This is a genomic window from Mycobacterium sp. 852002-51971_SCH5477799-a (assembly GCF_001667145.1).
Taxonomy (GTDB): domain Bacteria; phylum Actinomycetota; class Actinomycetes; order Mycobacteriales; family Mycobacteriaceae; genus Mycobacterium.
In genome coordinates this window covers 142,533-160,369 of record NZ_LZIF01000118.1, presented here as the reverse complement: position 1 = coordinate 160,369, position 17,837 = coordinate 142,533, and the positions used below count along the sequence as shown (strand labels likewise).

Annotated in this window: 17 protein-coding genes; 12 read left to right on the top strand and 5 right to left on the bottom strand. The window is 69.5% G+C overall.

Going from position 1 to position 17,837, the window contains the following annotated elements; all coding sequences use genetic code 11:
- Positions 1-17: 17 nt before the first annotated feature.
- Both A5753_RS21445 and A5753_RS21440 read right to left on the bottom strand, forming a co-directional pair.
- On the bottom strand, positions 18-2,651 hold the full coding sequence (locus A5753_RS21445) for a circularly permuted type 2 ATP-grasp protein (protein WP_067133052.1): 2,634 nt from the start codon (positions 2,649-2,651) through the stop codon (positions 18-20).
- Between the two features lie 69 nt (positions 2,652-2,720).
- A complete protein-coding gene (locus A5753_RS21440; protein ID WP_067133049.1) occupies positions 2,721-3,656 on the bottom strand; it encodes a hypothetical protein in 936 nt (311 codons plus the stop codon).
- A 111-nt stretch (positions 3,657-3,767) separates the two neighbouring features.
- Between A5753_RS21440 and A5753_RS21435 the strand changes: the two genes are divergently transcribed.
- Both A5753_RS21435 and A5753_RS21430 read left to right on the top strand, forming a co-directional pair.
- A complete protein-coding gene (locus A5753_RS21435; RefSeq protein ID WP_067133045.1) occupies positions 3,768-5,129 on the top strand; it encodes a replication-associated recombination protein A in 1,362 nt (453 codons plus the stop codon).
- The gene (locus A5753_RS21430) at positions 5,126-5,461 is read left to right on the top strand and encodes a hypothetical protein (RefSeq protein ID WP_067133041.1); all 336 of its coding nucleotides are present in this window, start codon (positions 5,126-5,128) and stop codon (positions 5,459-5,461) included. The genes A5753_RS21435 and A5753_RS21430 overlap by 4 nt, the downstream gene beginning before the upstream one ends.
- A 4-nt stretch (positions 5,462-5,465) precedes the next feature.
- Here the strand turns inward: A5753_RS21430 and A5753_RS21425 are convergent, their stop codons facing one another.
- Complete coding sequence (locus A5753_RS21425; RefSeq protein ID WP_067133038.1) at positions 5,466-6,089, bottom strand: hypothetical protein; 624 nt, start codon at positions 6,087-6,089, stop codon at positions 5,466-5,468.
- Positions 6,090-6,280: 191 nt separating this feature from the next.
- Here A5753_RS21425 and A5753_RS21420 point away from each other — a divergent pair, with 191 nt between their 5' ends.
- The 6 genes from A5753_RS21420 (at position 6,281) to A5753_RS21395 (ending at position 12,513) form a co-directional block, all read left to right on the top strand.
- Positions 6,281-6,670: a secondary thiamine-phosphate synthase enzyme YjbQ gene (locus tag A5753_RS21420; protein ID WP_197694766.1), complete on the top strand. Its 390-nt coding sequence runs from the start codon at positions 6,281-6,283 to the stop codon at positions 6,668-6,670.
- Between the two features lie 131 nt (positions 6,671-6,801).
- Positions 6,802-9,504, top strand: a complete 2,703-nt coding sequence (gene alaS / locus A5753_RS21415; protein ID WP_067133032.1) for an alanine--tRNA ligase — start codon at positions 6,802-6,804, stop codon at positions 9,502-9,504.
- Positions 9,505-10,011, top strand: coding sequence for a Holliday junction resolvase RuvX (gene ruvX, locus A5753_RS21410; protein WP_067133029.1), 507 nt, complete (start codon positions 9,505-9,507; stop codon positions 10,009-10,011). It abuts the gene before it with no gap.
- On the top strand, positions 10,004-11,251 hold the full coding sequence (mltG, locus tag A5753_RS21405; protein WP_067133026.1) for an endolytic transglycosylase MltG: 1,248 nt from the start codon (positions 10,004-10,006) through the stop codon (positions 11,249-11,251). Before ruvX ends, mltG begins: the two co-directional genes overlap by 8 nt.
- Positions 11,226-12,065 (top strand): shikimate dehydrogenase, encoded by an 840-nt coding sequence (locus A5753_RS21400; protein WP_067133023.1) that lies wholly within the window; start codon positions 11,226-11,228, stop codon positions 12,063-12,065. Before mltG ends, A5753_RS21400 begins: the two co-directional genes overlap by 26 nt.
- Positions 12,066-12,075: 10 nt before the next feature.
- Positions 12,076-12,513, top strand: a complete 438-nt coding sequence (locus tag A5753_RS21395) for an A24 family peptidase (RefSeq protein ID WP_067133020.1) — start codon at positions 12,076-12,078, stop codon at positions 12,511-12,513.
- Between the two features lie 5 nt (positions 12,514-12,518).
- On the opposite strand, the gene A5753_RS21390 is transcribed toward A5753_RS21395, so the two are convergent.
- On the bottom strand, positions 12,519-13,592 hold the full coding sequence (locus A5753_RS21390) for an LLM class flavin-dependent oxidoreductase (protein ID WP_067133017.1): 1,074 nt from the start codon (positions 13,590-13,592) through the stop codon (positions 12,519-12,521).
- 220 nt (positions 13,593-13,812) lie between these two features.
- On the opposite strand from A5753_RS21390, the gene aroC reads away from it, so the two are divergent.
- The 4 genes from aroC to aroQ are packed head-to-tail and all read left to right on the top strand — an operon-like array spanning position 13,813 to position 17,126.
- A complete protein-coding gene (aroC, locus tag A5753_RS21385; RefSeq protein ID WP_067133179.1) occupies positions 13,813-15,018 on the top strand; it encodes a chorismate synthase in 1,206 nt (401 codons plus the stop codon).
- Complete coding sequence (locus A5753_RS21380) at positions 15,018-15,542, top strand: shikimate kinase (protein ID WP_067133014.1); 525 nt, start codon at positions 15,018-15,020, stop codon at positions 15,540-15,542. The genes aroC and A5753_RS21380 overlap by 1 nt, the downstream gene beginning before the upstream one ends.
- A gap of 46 nt (positions 15,543-15,588) precedes the next feature.
- Positions 15,589-16,683 carry a 3-dehydroquinate synthase gene (gene aroB, locus A5753_RS21375; protein WP_067133011.1) on the top strand — a complete coding sequence of 365 codons (1,095 nt, stop codon included), beginning with the start codon at positions 15,589-15,591 and terminating at the stop codon, positions 16,681-16,683.
- Complete coding sequence (gene aroQ, locus A5753_RS21370) at positions 16,680-17,126, top strand: type II 3-dehydroquinate dehydratase (RefSeq protein ID WP_067133007.1); 447 nt, start codon at positions 16,680-16,682, stop codon at positions 17,124-17,126. The genes aroB and aroQ overlap by 4 nt, the downstream gene beginning before the upstream one ends.
- Here the strand turns inward: aroQ and A5753_RS21365 are convergent.
- Entirely contained in the window at positions 17,123-17,833 is a 711-nt protein-coding gene (locus A5753_RS21365; RefSeq protein ID WP_197694763.1) for a B-4DMT family transporter, read from the bottom strand. The genes aroQ and A5753_RS21365 overlap by 4 nt on opposite strands.
- Positions 17,834-17,837 lie beyond the last annotated feature (4 nt).

Below are 17,837 nucleotides of genomic sequence, written 5' to 3'. Positions count from 1 at the left end.
GATGGCAGAGAACGAAACTAGGCCGGCATCACGCGTCGTTCGTCGGGACCCCAAATCGGTTGCATACCACCGGGCAACGCCAGCTGGGTAGTGGTGATGACTTCTGCCAGGTCGCGCAGTTCGCCGTGCACCGACGCGAGCAGCTCCGCCAACTCGGCACGCCGGCCGTCGTCGCTGACCCGTTCGAGCTCGGCGGGGTGGGACCGCCGCAACATCGTGCCGATCTCGTCGACCAACCGTTCCGGGCGCGTCGATCCCGACGAGCCGGGCAGGTCCTTGAGATTGATCCGCAGCCGCTCCAGCTGGTACAGCAGCGACCGCGGGTTCTGCGCGTCGAACAGCATGAGCTCGGCCATGGCGGCCACGCTGATCTTGCCCACGGTGCGGCGCCGGTAGATGACCGAGGACTCGCACGCCACCAGGGTGGATTCGATGACGGTCTGTTCGGCCGCGGCGTTGCGGACGACGGTGAGTGTGGCCTGCAGCAGCGCCGTCAGCCACAGCGCGCGTTCGATCCGTTTGCCGATGTCCATCATCGTCCAGCCCACGTCGCGCACCATCGACTCGTTGGCCACTCCCGAAAGAGTCAGCATGGCCGCCAGCGTCTGGGTCTGGGCTCCGGTGAGCAAGGCGTCGGCCTCCGAAAGTGATTGCGGCGGATCGCTTTCCAGCGCCAACGCACGCTCCACCGCGGCAAGCACCATCCAGGTGTCGTTGGACATCTGGTCGCGCACCGCCCGCGCGGCCAGTGCCAACCCCTCCACCGACTGGACCAGAGAGCCGGGCCGGTGCGGATCGACGGTGAGTGACCACAGCGTGGAAGGGGCAACGGCGATCATCTCGGCGTGGTCACCGTCGCCGTCGGCCGTTCCGGTGATTCGCCCCAGCGCGGTCATCAGCACCGGCACGCACTCGCTCTCCTCGCTGTGCTGGTGGTGGCGGTAGACGTGGAACCGATCGCGCGCGACGATCAGCAGCCGCGCCATGCTTTCCGCGCGCTCACCGTAGCGGCCGATCCAGAACAGGTCGGACAGGACGCGCGGGGAGCTGACGCCCCAGGTGCCCGCGGCCGTCTTCGCCGGCGGCTCCGGCGCCGGAAGACTGATCGCCTCGGCCCGCGCCCGCTCGGTGGGCCGCACCCAGACATCTTTTGCCGCAATTGTTTTCAGTGTATACGCGCCGGCTCCGGGGGTCACCACGTAACCGATGCCGCCGATCATCGGCGCGTAGCCGCCGCGCTGGGCAACGGTGAACAACCGGATGCCGACGCCCGCCGAGGACAACACGCCGGCATGGTCGGTCGGCACGGACGAGAATTGCGGCAGCTCCTGGCCGATCCACTGCCACGGCATCTGCTCGATGCGGGCCGCTAAGTCCGTCAGCTGGTGAGACGAAAGTGCCGGTCCGACAAGGGTTTTCTCGCCGATGGTGGACTTCATCAATAACGAAGGCAGATTCGCCAGCAGGTGTGAGCGTTCGCTCGCGATGCCGCCCCAATACATTTCGGTGGTGGGCAGCTGCAGCGTTTCCGACAGCAGGTGCTCGGCCATCGGGGGCAGGAAACGCAGCAGCCCAGGGTTTTCCAGGATGCCGCTGCCCAGCGTGTTGACCACGGTCACGGTCCCGCGGCGCTGCGCCTCCACCAGTCCGGCCACCCCGAGCCGGGAGTCGGCGCGCAGATCCAGCGGGTCCGTGTAGTCTGCGTCGACCCGGCGCAGGACGACGTCGACGCGCTTCAAGGTGCCCAGCGAGCGCATCCACAACATGCCGTCGCGCACCACCAGGTCGGCGCTTTCCACCATCGGGAAACCCAGCAGGGTGGCCAGATAGGCCTGGTCGAATGCGGTCTCCGAGTAGCTACCCGGGGACAGCACCACCACCACGGGATCCTGGGCGTCATCGGGTGCGGCGTCGATCAGCGCCAGTCGCAGCGCCTGCGCGAACGGTGTCGCCGGGCGCGGCGCGATTCGCTCGTAGAGGTCGGGAAGCGAGTGCGCGACCACGCGCCGGTCGGCCAGCGCGTACCCGGCCCCCGAGGGCGCCTGGGTGTGGTCGCCGTTGACGACGAAAGTGCTGTCCGGGCGCCGGCTGACATCGCAGGCGTGCATGAAAAGCTGGTGGCGCCCGGGGATTTCGATTCCATTGGCCGCGCGCACGTACCCGGGATGGCCGAACAGCAGCTCGGGGGGAAGGACCCCTTCGGTGAGCAGGCTGCGCGGCCCGTACAGGTCGGCCAGCACGGCGTCGAGAACCCGCGACCGTTGCAGCAGGCCGGTCTCGAGCACCTCCCAGTCGGCCGCGGACAGCACGATCGGCAGCGTGTCCAGCTGCCAGGGCCTGGGCTCCTGGCCGCGACCGTCGAGCTCGACGTCGGTGTAGGTGATGCCATCGTTGTCGATGAGGTCGTGCACCACCGAGCGCAGCCGGTCCAGCCCGGCGCGGCCCCGCTCCGCCATGGCGTCGGCCAGCTCGCCCCATGCCGGTCGTACGTTGCCGTCCCGGTCGAGGAATTCGTCATAGCCGCTTGCCGGACCGTGCCGCAGATCGAAGAGCGCCTCCTGGGCCCGCGCGGCGCGGTATCCGGCCAGCAGGCGATCCGCGTCATAGCGCACGGTGCCGGGCCCTGATGGTGCACCGGTGGCGAATGTCATTTGCGGGCCGGCCTGGTAACCCGACTGAGGCAGCGGGGCCGGCTCAGTTGACGGCGGCAGTCAGGGGACTCACGGCGCGACCGATCCGCCGGACAGCCGGCGGTAGGTGTAGACCTGGATCAACAGCGCTACCGGGGCGGCGACGACGAGCCCGACCAGGCAGAGAAGGGCACCGACCAGCACGATCGCGAACTGCACCAGCCACGACAGCAAGGTGCTGCCGATGTCGGAGCGGACCGTGGTGAAGCTTGCCTTCAGCGCCTCGATCGGGGGCAGGTCGCGATCCGTCGCGAAGGCGATGGTGAATAGCGCGAAGAAGCTGAAGACCGCAACCGCCAACAGCGCCACCAAGTTGAAGAGAATCGTCGGCGGGATCAGCGACACCGCGTCCAGGGCCGCGCTGATCACGCTGAGCAGTGCCGCGGCCAGCAGCGCGTTGCCGAAGTGGCGCGGCTTGAAGAAGGAACTGACGGTCACCGGCCGGGCGTCGGCTATGTCGAGGGCGCCCGACAGGAACGCCGCCTGGACGAAAATGGTGTAGACGAAAATCACGATCTGCAGGACGATCGCGCCGACGCCGCCCACGCTCCCCGCAAACGATGCGCCATAGTTTCCGTCGGCGTTGCTCGTCGTCGCGTCGCCCCCGCCCAACAGCACGAAGACCAGGGCGTAAAGGATCAGCCCGACCACGGCGTACACCAGCAACGCAACGATCAGCGGCACGGCGTTCTTACCGAACTTGTTGAACGCCCAGGAGAAGGCTTCGCTGATGCTGAACCGTTGCGGGCCGCCGTAGCCCGGCGGCGGGTAGCCGGGCTGTTGGGGTGGACCGTAACCCGGTGGTGGCCCATATCCGGGGGGCGGCGCGGAGCCGGGTGGTGGCCCGTATCCGGGCGGCGGCGCGGAGCCGGGAGGTGGCCCGTATCCGGGGGGCGGGTAACCGGAGGGCTCAGGATTGCCTTGCGGGCCGATCGGATTGCCGGGGTACTCCGGGGGTTGGCTCATGGCCGCTCCTACGTCGTCGACGTTCTGGGCATGCGTCGCAGAACTTAACAAGTATCCGACGGGCTTGCAGACCCCGCCATATGAGTCGCCGCCGTGTCGCGGCTTCGTGGTATGCCTGAAGCCGTGTCCGACGGTCTGTTTGACCTGCCCGGCCCGTCGCAGTCAAGCGATCACGGGCTGGGCGTGTCGGGCGGCGCACCGCTGGCGGTCCGGATGCGTCCGGCATCGCTGGACGAGGTGGTCGGGCAGGACCATCTGTTGGCGCCCGGATCCCCGCTGCGCCGCCTGGTCGAGGGTTCGGGCGTGGCGTCGGCCATCCTGTACGGCCCGCCCGGCAGCGGTAAGACGACGCTTGCCGCGCTGATCTCGCAGGCGACCGGCCGCCGGTTCGAGGCGCTGTCGGCCCTGTCGGCCGGCGTCAAAGACGTTCGGGCCGTGATCGACACCGCGCGCCGGGCGCTGCTGTCCGGGGAGCAGACGGTGCTGTTCATCGACGAGGTACATCGGTTCTCCAAGACCCAGCAGGACGCGCTGTTGTCCGCGGTGGAGAACCGGGTGGTGCTCCTCGTGGCGGCAACCACGGAGAACCCGAGCTTCTCGGTGGTGGCGCCGCTGTTGTCGCGCTCGCTGATCCTGCAGCTGCGGCCGCTGAGCGCCGACGACATCCGCACCGTGGTGCGGCGCGCGATCGAGGACCCGCGCGGGCTGGGCGGTCAGGTCACCGTCGCGCCCGAGGCCGTCGACCTGGTGGTGCGGCTGGCCGCCGGCGACGCCCGCCGCGCGTTGACCGCGCTGGAGGTCGCCGCCGAGGCGGTCGAGCCCGACGGCGAGCTGACCGTCGCAGCCGTTGAGCAGTCCCTGGACGAGGCCGCGGTGCGCTACGACCGCGACGGCGACCAGCACTACGACGTCATCAGCGCCTTCATCAAGTCGATCCGCGGCTCGGACGTCGACGCCGCGCTGCACTACCTGGCCCGCATGCTGGTCGCCGGCGAGGACCCCCGGTTCGTCGCGCGCCGGCTGATGATCCTGGCCAGCGAGGACATCGGCATGGCCGACCCGGCCGCGCTGCAGCTCGCGGTTGCGGCCGCACAGACGGTGGCGCTGATCGGCATGCCCGAGGCGCAGCTCACCCTGGCGCACTGCACGATCTATCTGGCCAGCGCGCCGAAGTCGAACGCGGTTACCACGGCGCTGGGTGCGGCGATGGCCGACATCAGGGCCGGCAAAGCCGGACTGGTTCCGCCGCATCTGCGCGACGGGCACTATTCGGGCGCGGCGGGGCTGGGCAACGCACAGGGCTACCAGTACTCCCACGACCACCCGGATGGCGTTGTCGCGCAACAATATCCACCCGACGAACTGGTCGGTGTCGACTACTACCGGCCCACCGGCCGCGGCGGCGAACGCGAAATGGCCGGCCGGCTGGACCGGCTGCGCGCGATCATCCGCAACAAGAGGAAACCGTCATGAAAACCTTCACCGACGAAGAGATGCGCCGGCTGCTGCCCACCGCCAAGGCCTACAGCGTCGTCATCCTCAAGCGCGGCCCGAGGTTCGTCGACGAGTCGTCAGTCGGCGTCATCTGGGAGCACGGCCGGCGCAATTTCGGGCTGCGCGACGACGGCGTGCTCGCCGTGGTCCTGCCGGTCAGCGACGAATCCGACGTCTGCGGCATCGGGGTGTTCGCGGCGACGGTCGAGGACACCACGGCCATCATGGCCGACGACCCCGGGGTCGCCGCGGGGGTCTTCACCTACGAGGTGCACGCCTGCCGCGGATTCCCCGGCGACGCGCTGCGCTGACGCGCTAGACCAGCTCGGGCACCCGAAGGTGCGCGATCGCCAGCTCGAACTCGGCGACGTCGATCACTTCGGCGCCCAGGTCACGCACCCGCCTGCTGCGCAGTTCGCTGGCGCGGTCGCGGTTGCGGGCCATCGCTTCCATGGAGTCGAACGTGGAGCAGCTCACGGCGCGGCGACAGGCGGGGTGGTCGACCATCAGGCTGGCGCTGCAGAAACCGTCGAGATTCTCCATCTCGGGCAGCACCGCCATCCGGTAGAACTCCAGCGACCGGTTCAGCTGGTCGGGGACCACTTTGAGCCAGGTGGCCCGCACACACGCCCCAGCGCGGGAGGGGTGGTCGCGGTGCAGCAACGGGATGTCCCATTCCTCGACGCGCGCGCTGCCGTCGAACATCAGCGCGGCACGGTCCCGGATCGGTGCGACATGCTCGGCGCTGCGGCGCATCGCGTCGATGGTTTCCCACGCGCTGGTGGCGATGCAGGTGCCGGATTGCCGGTCGACCAACAGCGACAGCCCCACACACCCATCGATTTCGGTGAGGGCGGGCATGACGACATCGCGAACATGCGCAATACCTATGTCGACGGACAGGGGTTGCGCCTGGATGGTGGTGGAGCGTGCGTACACGGTCGGCCCCTCCTGTGTCGGGGCGGCGCCCCGGCGGCGCCACCGGTCCCACCCGCTACCTTCCTCCTGCCGATTAGTCGCCGCAACGCTTTCGGCAAGCTTCTTCGCTGCCCTGAACTCTGTGGCAGCGCTCACAATGCATTGGCTGGCCTCAAGGCTCGCGCCGTAGGCTTGGCCGGGTGCATACCGATTTGTTGGACGTGGACACCTCGCGCCGCCGAATCGTCGATCTGACCGAGGCGGTGCGCGGGTTCTGCTTTTCGCGGGGGGACGGCCTGTGCAACGTGTTCGTTCCGCACGCCACGGCCGGGGTGGCCATCATCGAGACGGGTGCCGGTTCCGACGACGACCTGGTCGACGCGCTGGAGCGCCTGCTGCCGCGCGACGATCGTTACCGGCATTCGCACGGCTCCGCGGGCCACGGCGCCGACCATGTGATGCCGGCGCTCGTCGCGCCGTCGGTGACGGTTCCGGTGTCGGCCGGTGAGCCAATGCTGGGCACGTGGCAGAGCATCGTCCTGGTCGACCTGAACCGGGACAACCCGCAACGCTCGGTCCGGCTGAGCTTTCTGGAGGGTTAGCGCCTCGGTGCCCGTCGCGCCGGGGCAGGTACTGTGAGCGGTCGAAATGCGTCGTTAGACGGGCTTCCCATGCGCCGGCGAATAGGCTGGGATGCAGACGTCGAAGTAACAGGAAGAAGCGGACTCCGAAAGTGCAGACACACGAGATCAGGAAACGGTTTCTTGATCATTTCGTGGAGGCGGGGCACACCGAGGTGCCGAGCGCATCGGTGATACTGGACGACCCCAACCTGTTGTTCGTCAACGCCGGCATGGTCCAGTTCGTGCCCTACTTCCTGGGTGCGCGGACCCCCGAATACTCGACCGCCACCAGCATCCAGAAGTGCATCCGCACCCCGGATATCGACGAGGTCGGTATCACCACCCGGCACAACACGTTCTTTCAGATGGCCGGCAACTTCTCGTTCGGCGACTACTTCAAGCGTCGGGCCATCGAACTCGCGTGGAGCCTGCTGACCAACAGCGTCGAGCAGGGCGGCTACGGCCTCGATCCCGAACGCATCTGGACGACAGTCTTTTTCGACGACGACGAGGCCGTGCGGCTGTGGCAGGAAATCGCCGGGCTGCCGGAGGACCGCATCCAGCGCCGCGGCATGGAAGACAACTACTGGTCGATGGGCATCCCCGGCCCGTGCGGCCCGTCCTCGGAGATCTACTACGACCGCGGGCCGGAGTTCGGCGTCGAGGGCGGCCCGATCGCCAACGAGGACCGCTACATCGAGATCTGGAACCTCGTGTTCATGCAGAACGAACGCGGCGAGGGCACCGGCAAGGCCGACTTCGAGATCCTGGGGCCGTTGCCGCGCAAGAACATTGACACCGGCATGGGGGTGGAGCGGGTCGCTTTCATCCTGCAGGGCGTGCACAACGTGTACGAGACCGACCTGTTGCGGCCCGTCATCGACACCGCGGCAGCGCGGGCACCGCGTGGGTACGACGTAGGCAACCACGAAGACGACGTGCGCTACCGGGTCATCGCCGACCACAGTCGCACCGCGGCCATTCTGATCGGCGACGGCGTCACACCCGGCAATGATGGCCGGGGCTACGTGCTGCGCCGGTTGCTGCGCCGGGTGATTCGCTCGGCCAAGCTGCTCGACATCGAGGGACCCATCGTCGGTGACCTGATGGCCACCGTGCGCGACGCGATGGGCCCGTCGTATCCCGAACTGGTCGCCGATTTCGACCGCATCCGGCGGATCGCCGTCGCCGAGGAAACCGCATTCAATCGCACACTGACGGCGGGTTCGAAGCTGTTCGACGAGGTGGCCGGCACTACCAAAGCCTCTGGCGCGAAAGGGATTTCGGGCTCGGATGCTTTCACCTTGCACGACACGTACGGCTTCCCCATCGAGCTCACGCTGGAGATGGCGTCCGAGGCCGGCCTGCGGGTGGACGAAGTCGGCTTCCGGGAATTGATGGCCGAGCAGCGCCGCCGCGCCAAGGCCGATGCCGCCGCGCGTAAGCACGCACACGCCGACCTGACCGCCTACCGCGAACTGGTGGACGCCGGGCCCACCGAGTTCACCGGCTTCGACGAACTGACCTCCGAGGCAAAGATTCTGGGCATCTTCGTCGACGGCAAGCGGGTTCCGGTGGTCGCCCACGGCGCCGAAGGGGCGGACCGGGTTGAACTCGTGCTCGACCGCACTCCGTTGTACGCCGAGGCCGGCGGCCAAATTGCCGACGAGGGCTCCATCAGTGGGACGGGTGCCGGACAGAGCGCCCGCGCCGCGGTCACCGATGTGCAGAAAATTGCCAAAACCCTGTGGGTACATCGGGTTAACGTCGAGTCCGGTGAATTCGTGGAGGGCGATACCGTCGTCGCCGCGGTCGACCCGCAGTGGCGCCGCGGCGCCACCCAGGGGCACTCGGGCACCCACATGGTGCATGCGGCGCTGCGACAGGTATTGGGCCCCAACGCCGTTCAGGCTGGATCGCTGAACCGGCCGGGCTACCTGCGGTTCGACTTCAACTGGCAGGGTCCGCTGTCCGAGGGACAGCGCACCGAGGTCGAAGAGGTGACGAACCAGGCCGTGCAGGCCGACTTCGAGGTGCACACGTTCACCGAGCAGTTGGACAAGGCCAAGGCGATGGGCGCGATGGCCATGTTCGGCGAGGCCTACCCCGACGAGGTTCGGGTGGTGGAGATCGGCGGCCCGTTTTCGCTGGAGCTCTGCGGGGGCACTCACGTGCACAACTCGGCTCAGATCGGCCCGGTGACGATCCTGGGCGAATCCTCGGTCGGCTCCGGCGTGCGCCGGGTGGAGGCCTACGTCGGGCTCGAGTCGTTCCGGCACCTGGCCAAGGAACGCGCGCTGATGGCGGGACTGGCGTCGTCGCTGAAGGTGCCGTCCCACGAGGTGCCCGCCCGGGTGGCCAACCTGGTCGAGCGGCTCAAGGCGGCGGAGAAGGAACTCGAACGCGCCCGGCTGGCCGGGGCGCGGGCCGCCGCGACCAACGCCGCGGCCGGCGCGGAGCGTATCGGTAACGTCCGGGTGGTGGCGCAGCGGATGTCGGGCGGGATGACGGCGGCCGATCTGCGCTCCCTGGTCGGGGATATTCGCGGCAAGCTGGGCAGCGATCCCGCGGTGGTCGCGCTGATCGCCGAGGGCGAAGGCGGGTCGGTGCCGTATGCGGTCGCCGCCAACCCGGCCGCCCAAGATCTCGGCCTTCGCGCCAACGACCTGGTCAAGCAGCTCGCCGCGACCGTCGACGGACGTGGCGGCGGCAAGGCTGACCTGGCGCAGGGTTCGGGTAAGGACCCGGCAGCCATCGACGTGGCGCTCGACGCGATACGTGCCGAGATCGCCGCGATAGCGCGGGTCGATTGAGTGGTCTTGACACAGCACCGCTTGCCTGACCGGCCCGGCGATCCGCAGCAGGATCCCGGGCGGGGGCGACGGCTAGGCATCGACGTCGGCAGCGTCCGCATCGGCGTGGCCTGCAGCGATCCCGACGCCATCCTGGCCACCCCGGTCGAAACCGTCCGCCGCGACCGCAACGGCAAACATCTGCGGCGACTGGCCGCGCTGGCCGCCGAATACGAGGCCGTCGAGGTGGTGGTCGGGCTGCCGCGCACGCTGGCCGATCGCACCGGCCCGTCGGCCCTCGACGCGATCGAGGTGGCCGACGCGTTGGCTCAGCGGATTGCGCCCACTCCGGTGCGGCTGGCCGACGAGCGGTTGACCACCGTGGCCGCGCAGCGATCGCTGCGCGCGGCGGGGGTGCGGGCCAAGGAACAGCGTGCTGTGATCGATCAGGCGGCGGCGGTGGCGATCCTGCAGAGCTGGCTGGATCAGCGCCGCACGGCGGTGGCGGGGGAGCTCAGCGATGGTTGACAGCGCACGGCGGGAACGGGCCGAGCCCGAGGCGGTGGGCGCGCCGTCCCGGCGCAGGTCGAGCCGCGTCGCCCGCAACCAGGCGAAGCGGGGCCGTCGGCGGCGCTTCGCCGCAAAGATCGCGCTCGCGGTGTTCGTCGTGGTGGTGGTCGCCGGCGTCTTCATGGGCGGCAAGCTGTGGCACGCCCTGTTTGGGCTCGGCGACGACTACAGCGGCAGCGGCAAGCGGGACCTGGTGATTCAGGTACAGGCCGGTGACTCCACCACCAACATCGGCGAGACGCTGCAAAAAGAGCAGGTCATCAAGACGGTGCGGGCGTTCGTCAACGCCGCGCACGGCAACAGCGCCATCAACTCGATTCAGCCCGGCTTCTACCGGATGCGCACCGAAATCCCGGCGGCCAACGCCGTCGCGCGGTTGACCGACCCGAATAGCCGGGTGGGCCGGCTGGTCATCCCGGAAGGCCGTCAGCTCGACGACACCACCGACATGAAGACCAATGTGGTGACGCCCGGAATCCTGACGCTGATCTCGCGAGCCACCTGCGTGGACCTCGACGGTGACACCCGTTGCGTCCGGGCGCAGGACCTGCGCGCGGCCGCGACCAACAGCTCTCCCTTGGCGTTGGCAGTGCCGCCATGGGCCACCGAACCCGTCGGCGAGCTCGGCAGGGACCACCGCCGGATCGAGGGTTTGATCGCGCCCGGCACGTTCAACATCGACCCATCCGCTTCGCCTGAGGCCATCCTGGCCACCCTGATCGGGGCCGGAGCCGAGGAGTACCTGAAGTCCGGGCTGGTGGACACCGCCCAGGCCATGGGCCTGTCGCCCTACGACATCCTGGTGGTGGCGTCACTGGTGCAGCAGGAGTCCAACTCCCAGGACTTCGCAAAGGTCGCGCAGGTCATTTACAACCGCCTACACGCCCACCACACGCTCGAGTTCGACTCGACGGTCAACTACCCGCTGGATCGCCGCGAGGTGGCTACCAGCGACGCCGACCGGGCCCAGAAGACGCCGTGGAACACCTACGTGTCCCAGGGCTTGCCCGCCACCGCCATCTGTTCGCCCGGCACCGACGCGCTGCGCGCCGCCGAGCACCCTGAGCCCGGCGACTGGCTGTATTTCGTCACCATCGACGCTCAGGGGACGACGCTGTTCACCCGCGACTATCAACAACACCTGGCCAACATCGAGCTGGCTAAGCACAACGGTGTCCTCGACAGCACACCCCGCTAGCGCGGGCCCGCGCAGGGCGGCCGTGCTCGGTAAGCCAATCGCCCATTCGAAATCCCCGCAGTTGCACCTGGCCGCCTACCGCGCGCTCGGTCTAACCGATTGGACCTACGAGCGCATCGAGTGCGACGCCGACCAGCTGCCGGGCGTGGTCGGCGGATTCGGCCCCGAATGGGCCGGGGTGTCGGTGACGATGCCGGGCAAGTTCGCCGCCCTGCGATTCGCCGACGAGCGCACCGACCGCGCGCAGCGGGTGGGCTCGGCCAACACCCTGGTGCGCACGCCGACCGGCTGGCGGGCCGACAACACCGACATCGACGGGGTCGCGGGGGCGCTCGCGTCAACAGGGCGGACCTCTGGATGGGCGCTCGTCTGTGGATCGGGCGGCACCGCGCCGGCCGCCGTCGCCGGGCTGGTCCAACTGGGCGTCGCCGGCATCACCGTGGTGGCCCGCAATCCCGACAAGGCGGCCCGGTTGGTGGACCTGGGCACGCAGCTGGGCGTGTCGAGCCGGTTCTGCGACCTGGACGGCGACGGGCTGGCCGACGAGGTGGCGGCCGCGGAGGTGCTGGTCAGCACCATCCCGGCGGACGTGGCCGAACGCTACGTCGGCACCTTCGCGCGCATCGGTGTGCTGCTGGACGCCGTCTACGATCCGTGGCCCACGCCGTTGGCCGCCGCGGTCAGCGGCGCGGGTGGCCGGGTGGTCAGCGGTCTGCAGATGCTGCTGCACCAGGCTTTCGCGCAGGTGGAGCAGTTCACCGGGCTGCCCGCGCCGCGCGAGGCCATGACTTGCGCGGTGGCTCCCCCGGATTAGCCTGCCGCGCATGGGAATTGCGGCGGCGTGTCTGGTGGTGGCCTGGTTGGCGGCGCTGAGTTGCTACGACATCCGCGAACGGCGCTTGCCCAACGCGCTGACGCTGACCGGCGCCGCGGCGGTCCTGGCCGTCGCGACGGTGGCTGGCCGCGGGTCGGCCGCACTGGCCGGAACCGGGGCCTTGACCGCGGTCTACCTGGCGGTGCACTGCGCTGTGCCGCGCGGAATGGGCGCCGGTGACGTCAAGCTGGCTCTCGGTCTGGGCGCACTGACCGGTTGCTTCGGGGTCGGCGTGTGGTTTCTGGCGGCGGTGGGGGCGCCGTTGCTGACCGCGGTGATCGGGGCGGTCGGCCGGCTTCGCGGCGGTGCCGACGGCGCGGCCGCGGTGCCGCACGGGCCGTCGATGTGTCTGGCCAGCGCGGCGGGCGTGGGGCTGGCGCTGTTTTGACGCCCTCAGTTCGGCACGGCGGTGGAGCGCAGCAGCGGCAACAACTGGTCGCCCAACCTGACCGTCTCGGACTTGTACGGGGTGTCCGACAACACGAAATGGCTGACCCCGAGGTCGGCATATTTGCGCAACGCGTCGGCGACTTCGACGGCCGAGCCGACCAGCCACGTCGTGCCGGCGCCTTCCCCGCCGTACTTGCTCGGCGTCGTATACAGGCAGGAATCGAGCACCTCCCCGCGCCCGGCAAGGTCGTTGAGACGCCGCTGCCCCTCGGACCCCGCCGGGTCGTGCAGCAGCAGCATGGTCGGCGTGCCGGCCAGTTTGGCGACCTTCGCCTCGGCGTCGCGCCAGGCCTGCTCGGACGTGTCGCGCACGAGCGTGGTCACCCGAAGGCCGAATTCCAGCGGCGAGTGTTCGCGACCGAGCTTGTCGGACAACGACTTCAGCCTGTCGATGCGTTCGGCGATCCCGTCCAGTGACTCGCCCCAGAACAGTTGGACGTCGGCGTCGGTCGCGGCGACCTGCTCGGCGGTCGCCGATGCCCCGCCGAAGTAGAGCTTCGGGAACCGGCCGCCGGCCGCACCGAGCGGACGCGGCCGCAGCGTCGAGCGTTCGACGCGGTAGAACTCGCCGCGGAAGGTGACGTCGTCCTCGCTCCACAACCGGCGCACCAGCCGGATGAATTCGCGGGTGCGATCGTAGCGGCGTGTCTTGTCGACTTCGGCGTCGCCATACGCGGCCAGGTCATCGGCACCGCTCACGATGTTGATCAACAGCCGGCCGTCGTTGAGCCGATCCAGGGTCGCCGCCGCACTGGCGAAATGCGCCGGATGCCAGTAACCGGGGCGGACCGCCACCAGCGGGGCGAAGTTGGTGGTGCGCGCGGCGATTGCGGTCGCGACGGTGAACGTGTCCGGCCGCCCCCAGCCGGTGCCGATCAGCGCGCCTTCCCAGCCGTGTTGCTCGGCCCGCAGCGCCAGGTCGACCGAATAGTCGAGGCTTCCCCAGCCGTCGACGGTATCGTCGCCTCGATGGCCCGGCTCGACGGTATTCGGTATGTACCAGAGAAATTGCCCCACCAGGCAACATGGTGGCACATGACCGCGAAGGCGCGGCGCGGCTTCGCGGCCTATCCCATGGTCATCGCAAGAATCAGCGCGGATGAATCTGCGGGCGCGCCGTCCACGGTGCGGACCTGCCGCAGAGCAGTTTCTTCTGACCCGGGCCGCGCGCGGGCCCACTATCGCCGCGGGCTGCGCGAATCGGCTTTTCGGAAGTCGACATGGGAAGATGGGACCCGTGTTGCGTTGGATCACTGCTGGGGAGTCGCATGGCCGCGCGCTGGTGGCCGTGCTCGAAGGCATGGTCGCCGGTGTGGAGATCACCTCGCTCGACATTGCCGAACAGCTGGCCCGCCGCCGCCTCGGTTACGGTCGCGGCGCGCGGATGGCGTTCGAGCGTGACGCGGTGAGCGTGCTGGCCGGGGTGCGTCACGGCGTCACCCTGGGCGGGCCCATCGCCGTCGAGATCGGCAATACCGAATGGCCGAAGTGGGAGACCGTGATGGCCGCCGATCCGGTCGACCCGGCCGAGTTGGCGGACACCGCGCGCAATGCCCCGCTGACCCGGCCGCGGCCCGGCCACGCCGACTACGCGGGCATGCTCAAGTACGGCTTCGACGACGCCCGGCCGGTGCTGGAGCGGGCGAGCGCCCGCGAGACCGCGGCCCGCGTCGCGGCGGCCACCATCGCCCGCTCGTTCCTGCGTCAGGCGCTCGGCGTCGAGGTGCTCTCGCACGTGATCGCGATCGGCCCGTCGGCGCCCTACGAGGGCCCGCCGCCGGGCCCGGGCGACCTGCCCGCGATCGACGCCAGCCCGGTGCGGGCCTTCGACAAGGCGGCCGAGGAGGCGATGATCGCCGAGATCGAAGCCGCCAAGAAGGACGGCGACACCCTCGGCGGGGTGGTCGAGGTGGTGGTCGTGGGCCTGCCCGTCGGGCTGGGCTCGTTCACCAGCGGCGACAACCGCCTCGACAGCCAGCTCGCCGCGGCCGTCATGGGCATCCAGGCGATCAAGGGCGTCGAGATCGGCGACGGTTTCGAGACGGCGCGCCGCCGCGGCAGCCGCGCCCACGACGAGATGTATCCCGGGCCCGACGGCGTGGTCCGCTCGACCAACCGCGCGGGCGGCCTGGAAGGCGGCATGACGAACGGCCAGCCGCTGCGGGTGCGCGCCGCGATGAAGCCCATCTCCACGGTGCCGCGGGCGCTGGCCACCGTCGACATGGCGACCGGCGACGAGGCCGTCGCGATCCATCAGCGCTCGGACGTGTGCGCGGTGCCGGCCGCCGGCGTGGTGGTCGAGGCCATGGTGGCGCTGGTGCTGGCCCGGGCGGCGCTGCAGAAGTTCGGCGGCGATTCGCTGGCCGAAACCCGCCGCAACGTCGAGGCTTATCGACAGGCGGTCGCCGAGCGGGAGTCGCCGGCCGCGCGGGGTACCGCGTAATGGCGCCCAAAGCGGTCCTGGTGGGTCTGCCGGGGTCGGGCAAGTCCACCATCGGCCGGCGTCTGTCCAAGGCGCTGGGCGTCGAATTCCTGGACACCGATGTGGCCATCGAGCAGCAGACCGGGCGCCGCATCGCCGAGATCTTCGCCACCGACGGCGAGCCGGAATTCCGCCGCATCGAGGAAGGCGTGGTGCGCGCCGCGCTGGCCGACCACGACGGCGTGGTGTCACTCGGGGGCGGCGCGGTCACCAGCCCGGGGGTTCGGGCCGCGCTCGCCGGTCACACCGTCATCTATCTGGAGATCAGCGCCACCGAAGGCGTGCGGCGCACCGGCGGCAACACCGTGCGCCCGCTGCTGGCCGGACCCGATCGCGCCGACAAGTACCGCGCGCTGCTGGCCGAGCGCAGCCCGCTGTACCGGCGCGCGGCGACCATCCGCGTCGACACCAACCGGCGCAACCCCGGTGCGGTGGTCCGCTACATCGTGTCGCGGTTGCAGGCCCCCGCCGGGGCCGCGACATGACAGCGCCGGCGACGATGCGTCGCGAAGCGATGAGGAGTGGCGCCGTATGACCCCGCCCGGTGATCCGGTCACCATCGAGGTGGCCGTCGACCCGCCCTACCCGGTGATCATCGGCACCGGCTTGCTGGGCGAGCTGGACGAACTTCTCTGTGGCCGGCACAAGGTCGCCATCGTGCATCAACCGGTGCTGGCGGAGACCGCCGAGGTGATCCGAAGCCGGTTGGCGGACAAGGGTGTAGACGCGCACCGCATCGAAATCCCGGATGCCGAGGAGGGCAAGGACCTGCCGGTGGTGGGCTTCTTGTGGGAAGTCCTGGGCCGCATCGGGATTGGGCGCAAAGACGCACTGGTCAGTCTGGGCGGCGGAGCGGCCACCGACGTCGCCGGGTTCGCGGCGGCCACGTGGCTGCGCGGCGTCGACATCGTACACGTGCCCACCACGCTGCTCGGCATGGTCGACGCGGCCATCGGTGGCAAGACCGGGATCAACACCGACGCGGGCAAGAACCTGGTCGGGTCGTTCCATCAGCCGCACGCCGTTCTGGTCGACCTGTCAACACTGCAGACGTTGCCGGCCAACGAACTAGTCGCGGGGATGGCCGAAATCGTCAAGGCGGGATTCATCGCCGATCCGGTGATTCTGGACCTCATCGAGGCCGATCCGCGGGCCGCGGTCGACCCGTCGGGTGACGTGCTGGCGGAGCTGATCCGCCGGGCGATCGCCGTCAAGGCGGAGGTTGTCGCCGCCGACGAGAAGGAGTCGGAGCTGCGCGAAATCCTCAACTACGGACACACTTTGGGGCATGCGATCGAGCGTCGCGAGCGCTACCAGTGGCGGCACGGCGCCGCGGTGTCGGTGGGTTTGGTCTTCGCCGCCGAGCTGGCCCGGCTGGCCGGCCGCCTCGACGATGCCACCGCGCAGCGGCACCGCAGCATCCTGTCCGCGCTCGGCCTGCCGGTCAGCTACGACGCCGACGCGTTGCCGCAGTTACTGGAATACATGTCGGGAGACAAGAAGTCGCGGGCCGGGGTGCTGCGGTTCGTGGTCCTCGACGGCCTGGGCAAGCCGGGCCGGATGGCCGGCCCCGACCCTTCGTTGTTGGCGGCGGCCTATGCCGGACTCGCGGAGGAGGCTTCGTGACCACCACGGTGAACGTCATCAACGGCCCGAACCTGGGCCGGCTGGGCGTGCGCGAGCCGGACGTGTACGGCGACACGACGCACGATCAACTGGCCGCGCTGATCGAACGGGAGGCCGACGCGCTCGGACTCAAAGCCGTTGTGCGACAGAGTGATAACGAAGCGGAGCTGCTGGACTGGATCCATTCGGCCGCCGATGCGGGCGAACCGGTGATCCTCAACGCCGGGGGGCTCACCCACACATCCGTGGCGCTGCGCGACGCGTGCGCGGAGTTGAGTGCCCCCCTCATCGAGGTGCACATCTCCAATGTCCATGCGCGCGAAGAGTTTCGGCGGCACTCCTACCTCAGCCCGGTCGCGACCGGCGTGATCGTCGGGCTGGGGGTGCAGGGCTATCTGCTCGCCCTGCGCTACCTGGCCGGGGAGCCCGGCTCCGACAGCTAGCCCTTGTCGTGCTCCGTGCTGGGCCTGGCGTGCTCGTCGCCGGTGCGGATCACCTCGGTCTTCGGGTCGTCTCCGGGCTTGGCGATCGTTTCGGTCGGCGATTCGGTGGTGGACACCTTGTCGGTGGGCGCCTCGCGCTCGGCTGTGGCGACCGACGCGGTGCGCGCCTCGGTGTGGGCACCGGACCCCTGCGTGGGAATCTCGCCAGTGGGCGCGTCGTCGGCGCGCACCGCGGAGAACACGTCGGTGTCGGCCCGCTCGTCGTCAGTGCCGGGCCGGCGCGCCGGGGGATTGCGATCCACCCGCCAGCGCCCGAAGGCCACGCCGATGATCGCTGGCACGAAGACGATCAGCGCGGTGAAGGCCGCGAACGTCGTCAACTCGTTGAGCAGCCCCCCGGTGTACAGGCCGCTGTAGAAGGTCGCGATCAGCCAGGTGATGGCGCCGCTGAGCACGCCGGCCACCAGGCCGGCCAACAGCCAGGTCATCGCCAGGTCGCCGCGGCGATCCGGATCGGGGTTGGCGATGGCGTCGGCCCGGCCGTCGCGAATCCCCCAGATGATCACGCCGATGATGAACAGAAGCAGCAGCGCCACGCTGAACAGCGTCGCCTGCGTCTGCCACGCGTTGATCAGCGCACCCTGGAACAATCGGACCACGACCATCGTCGCGGCGTAGACCAATCCGCGCAGCATCCACTTACTCATGGCC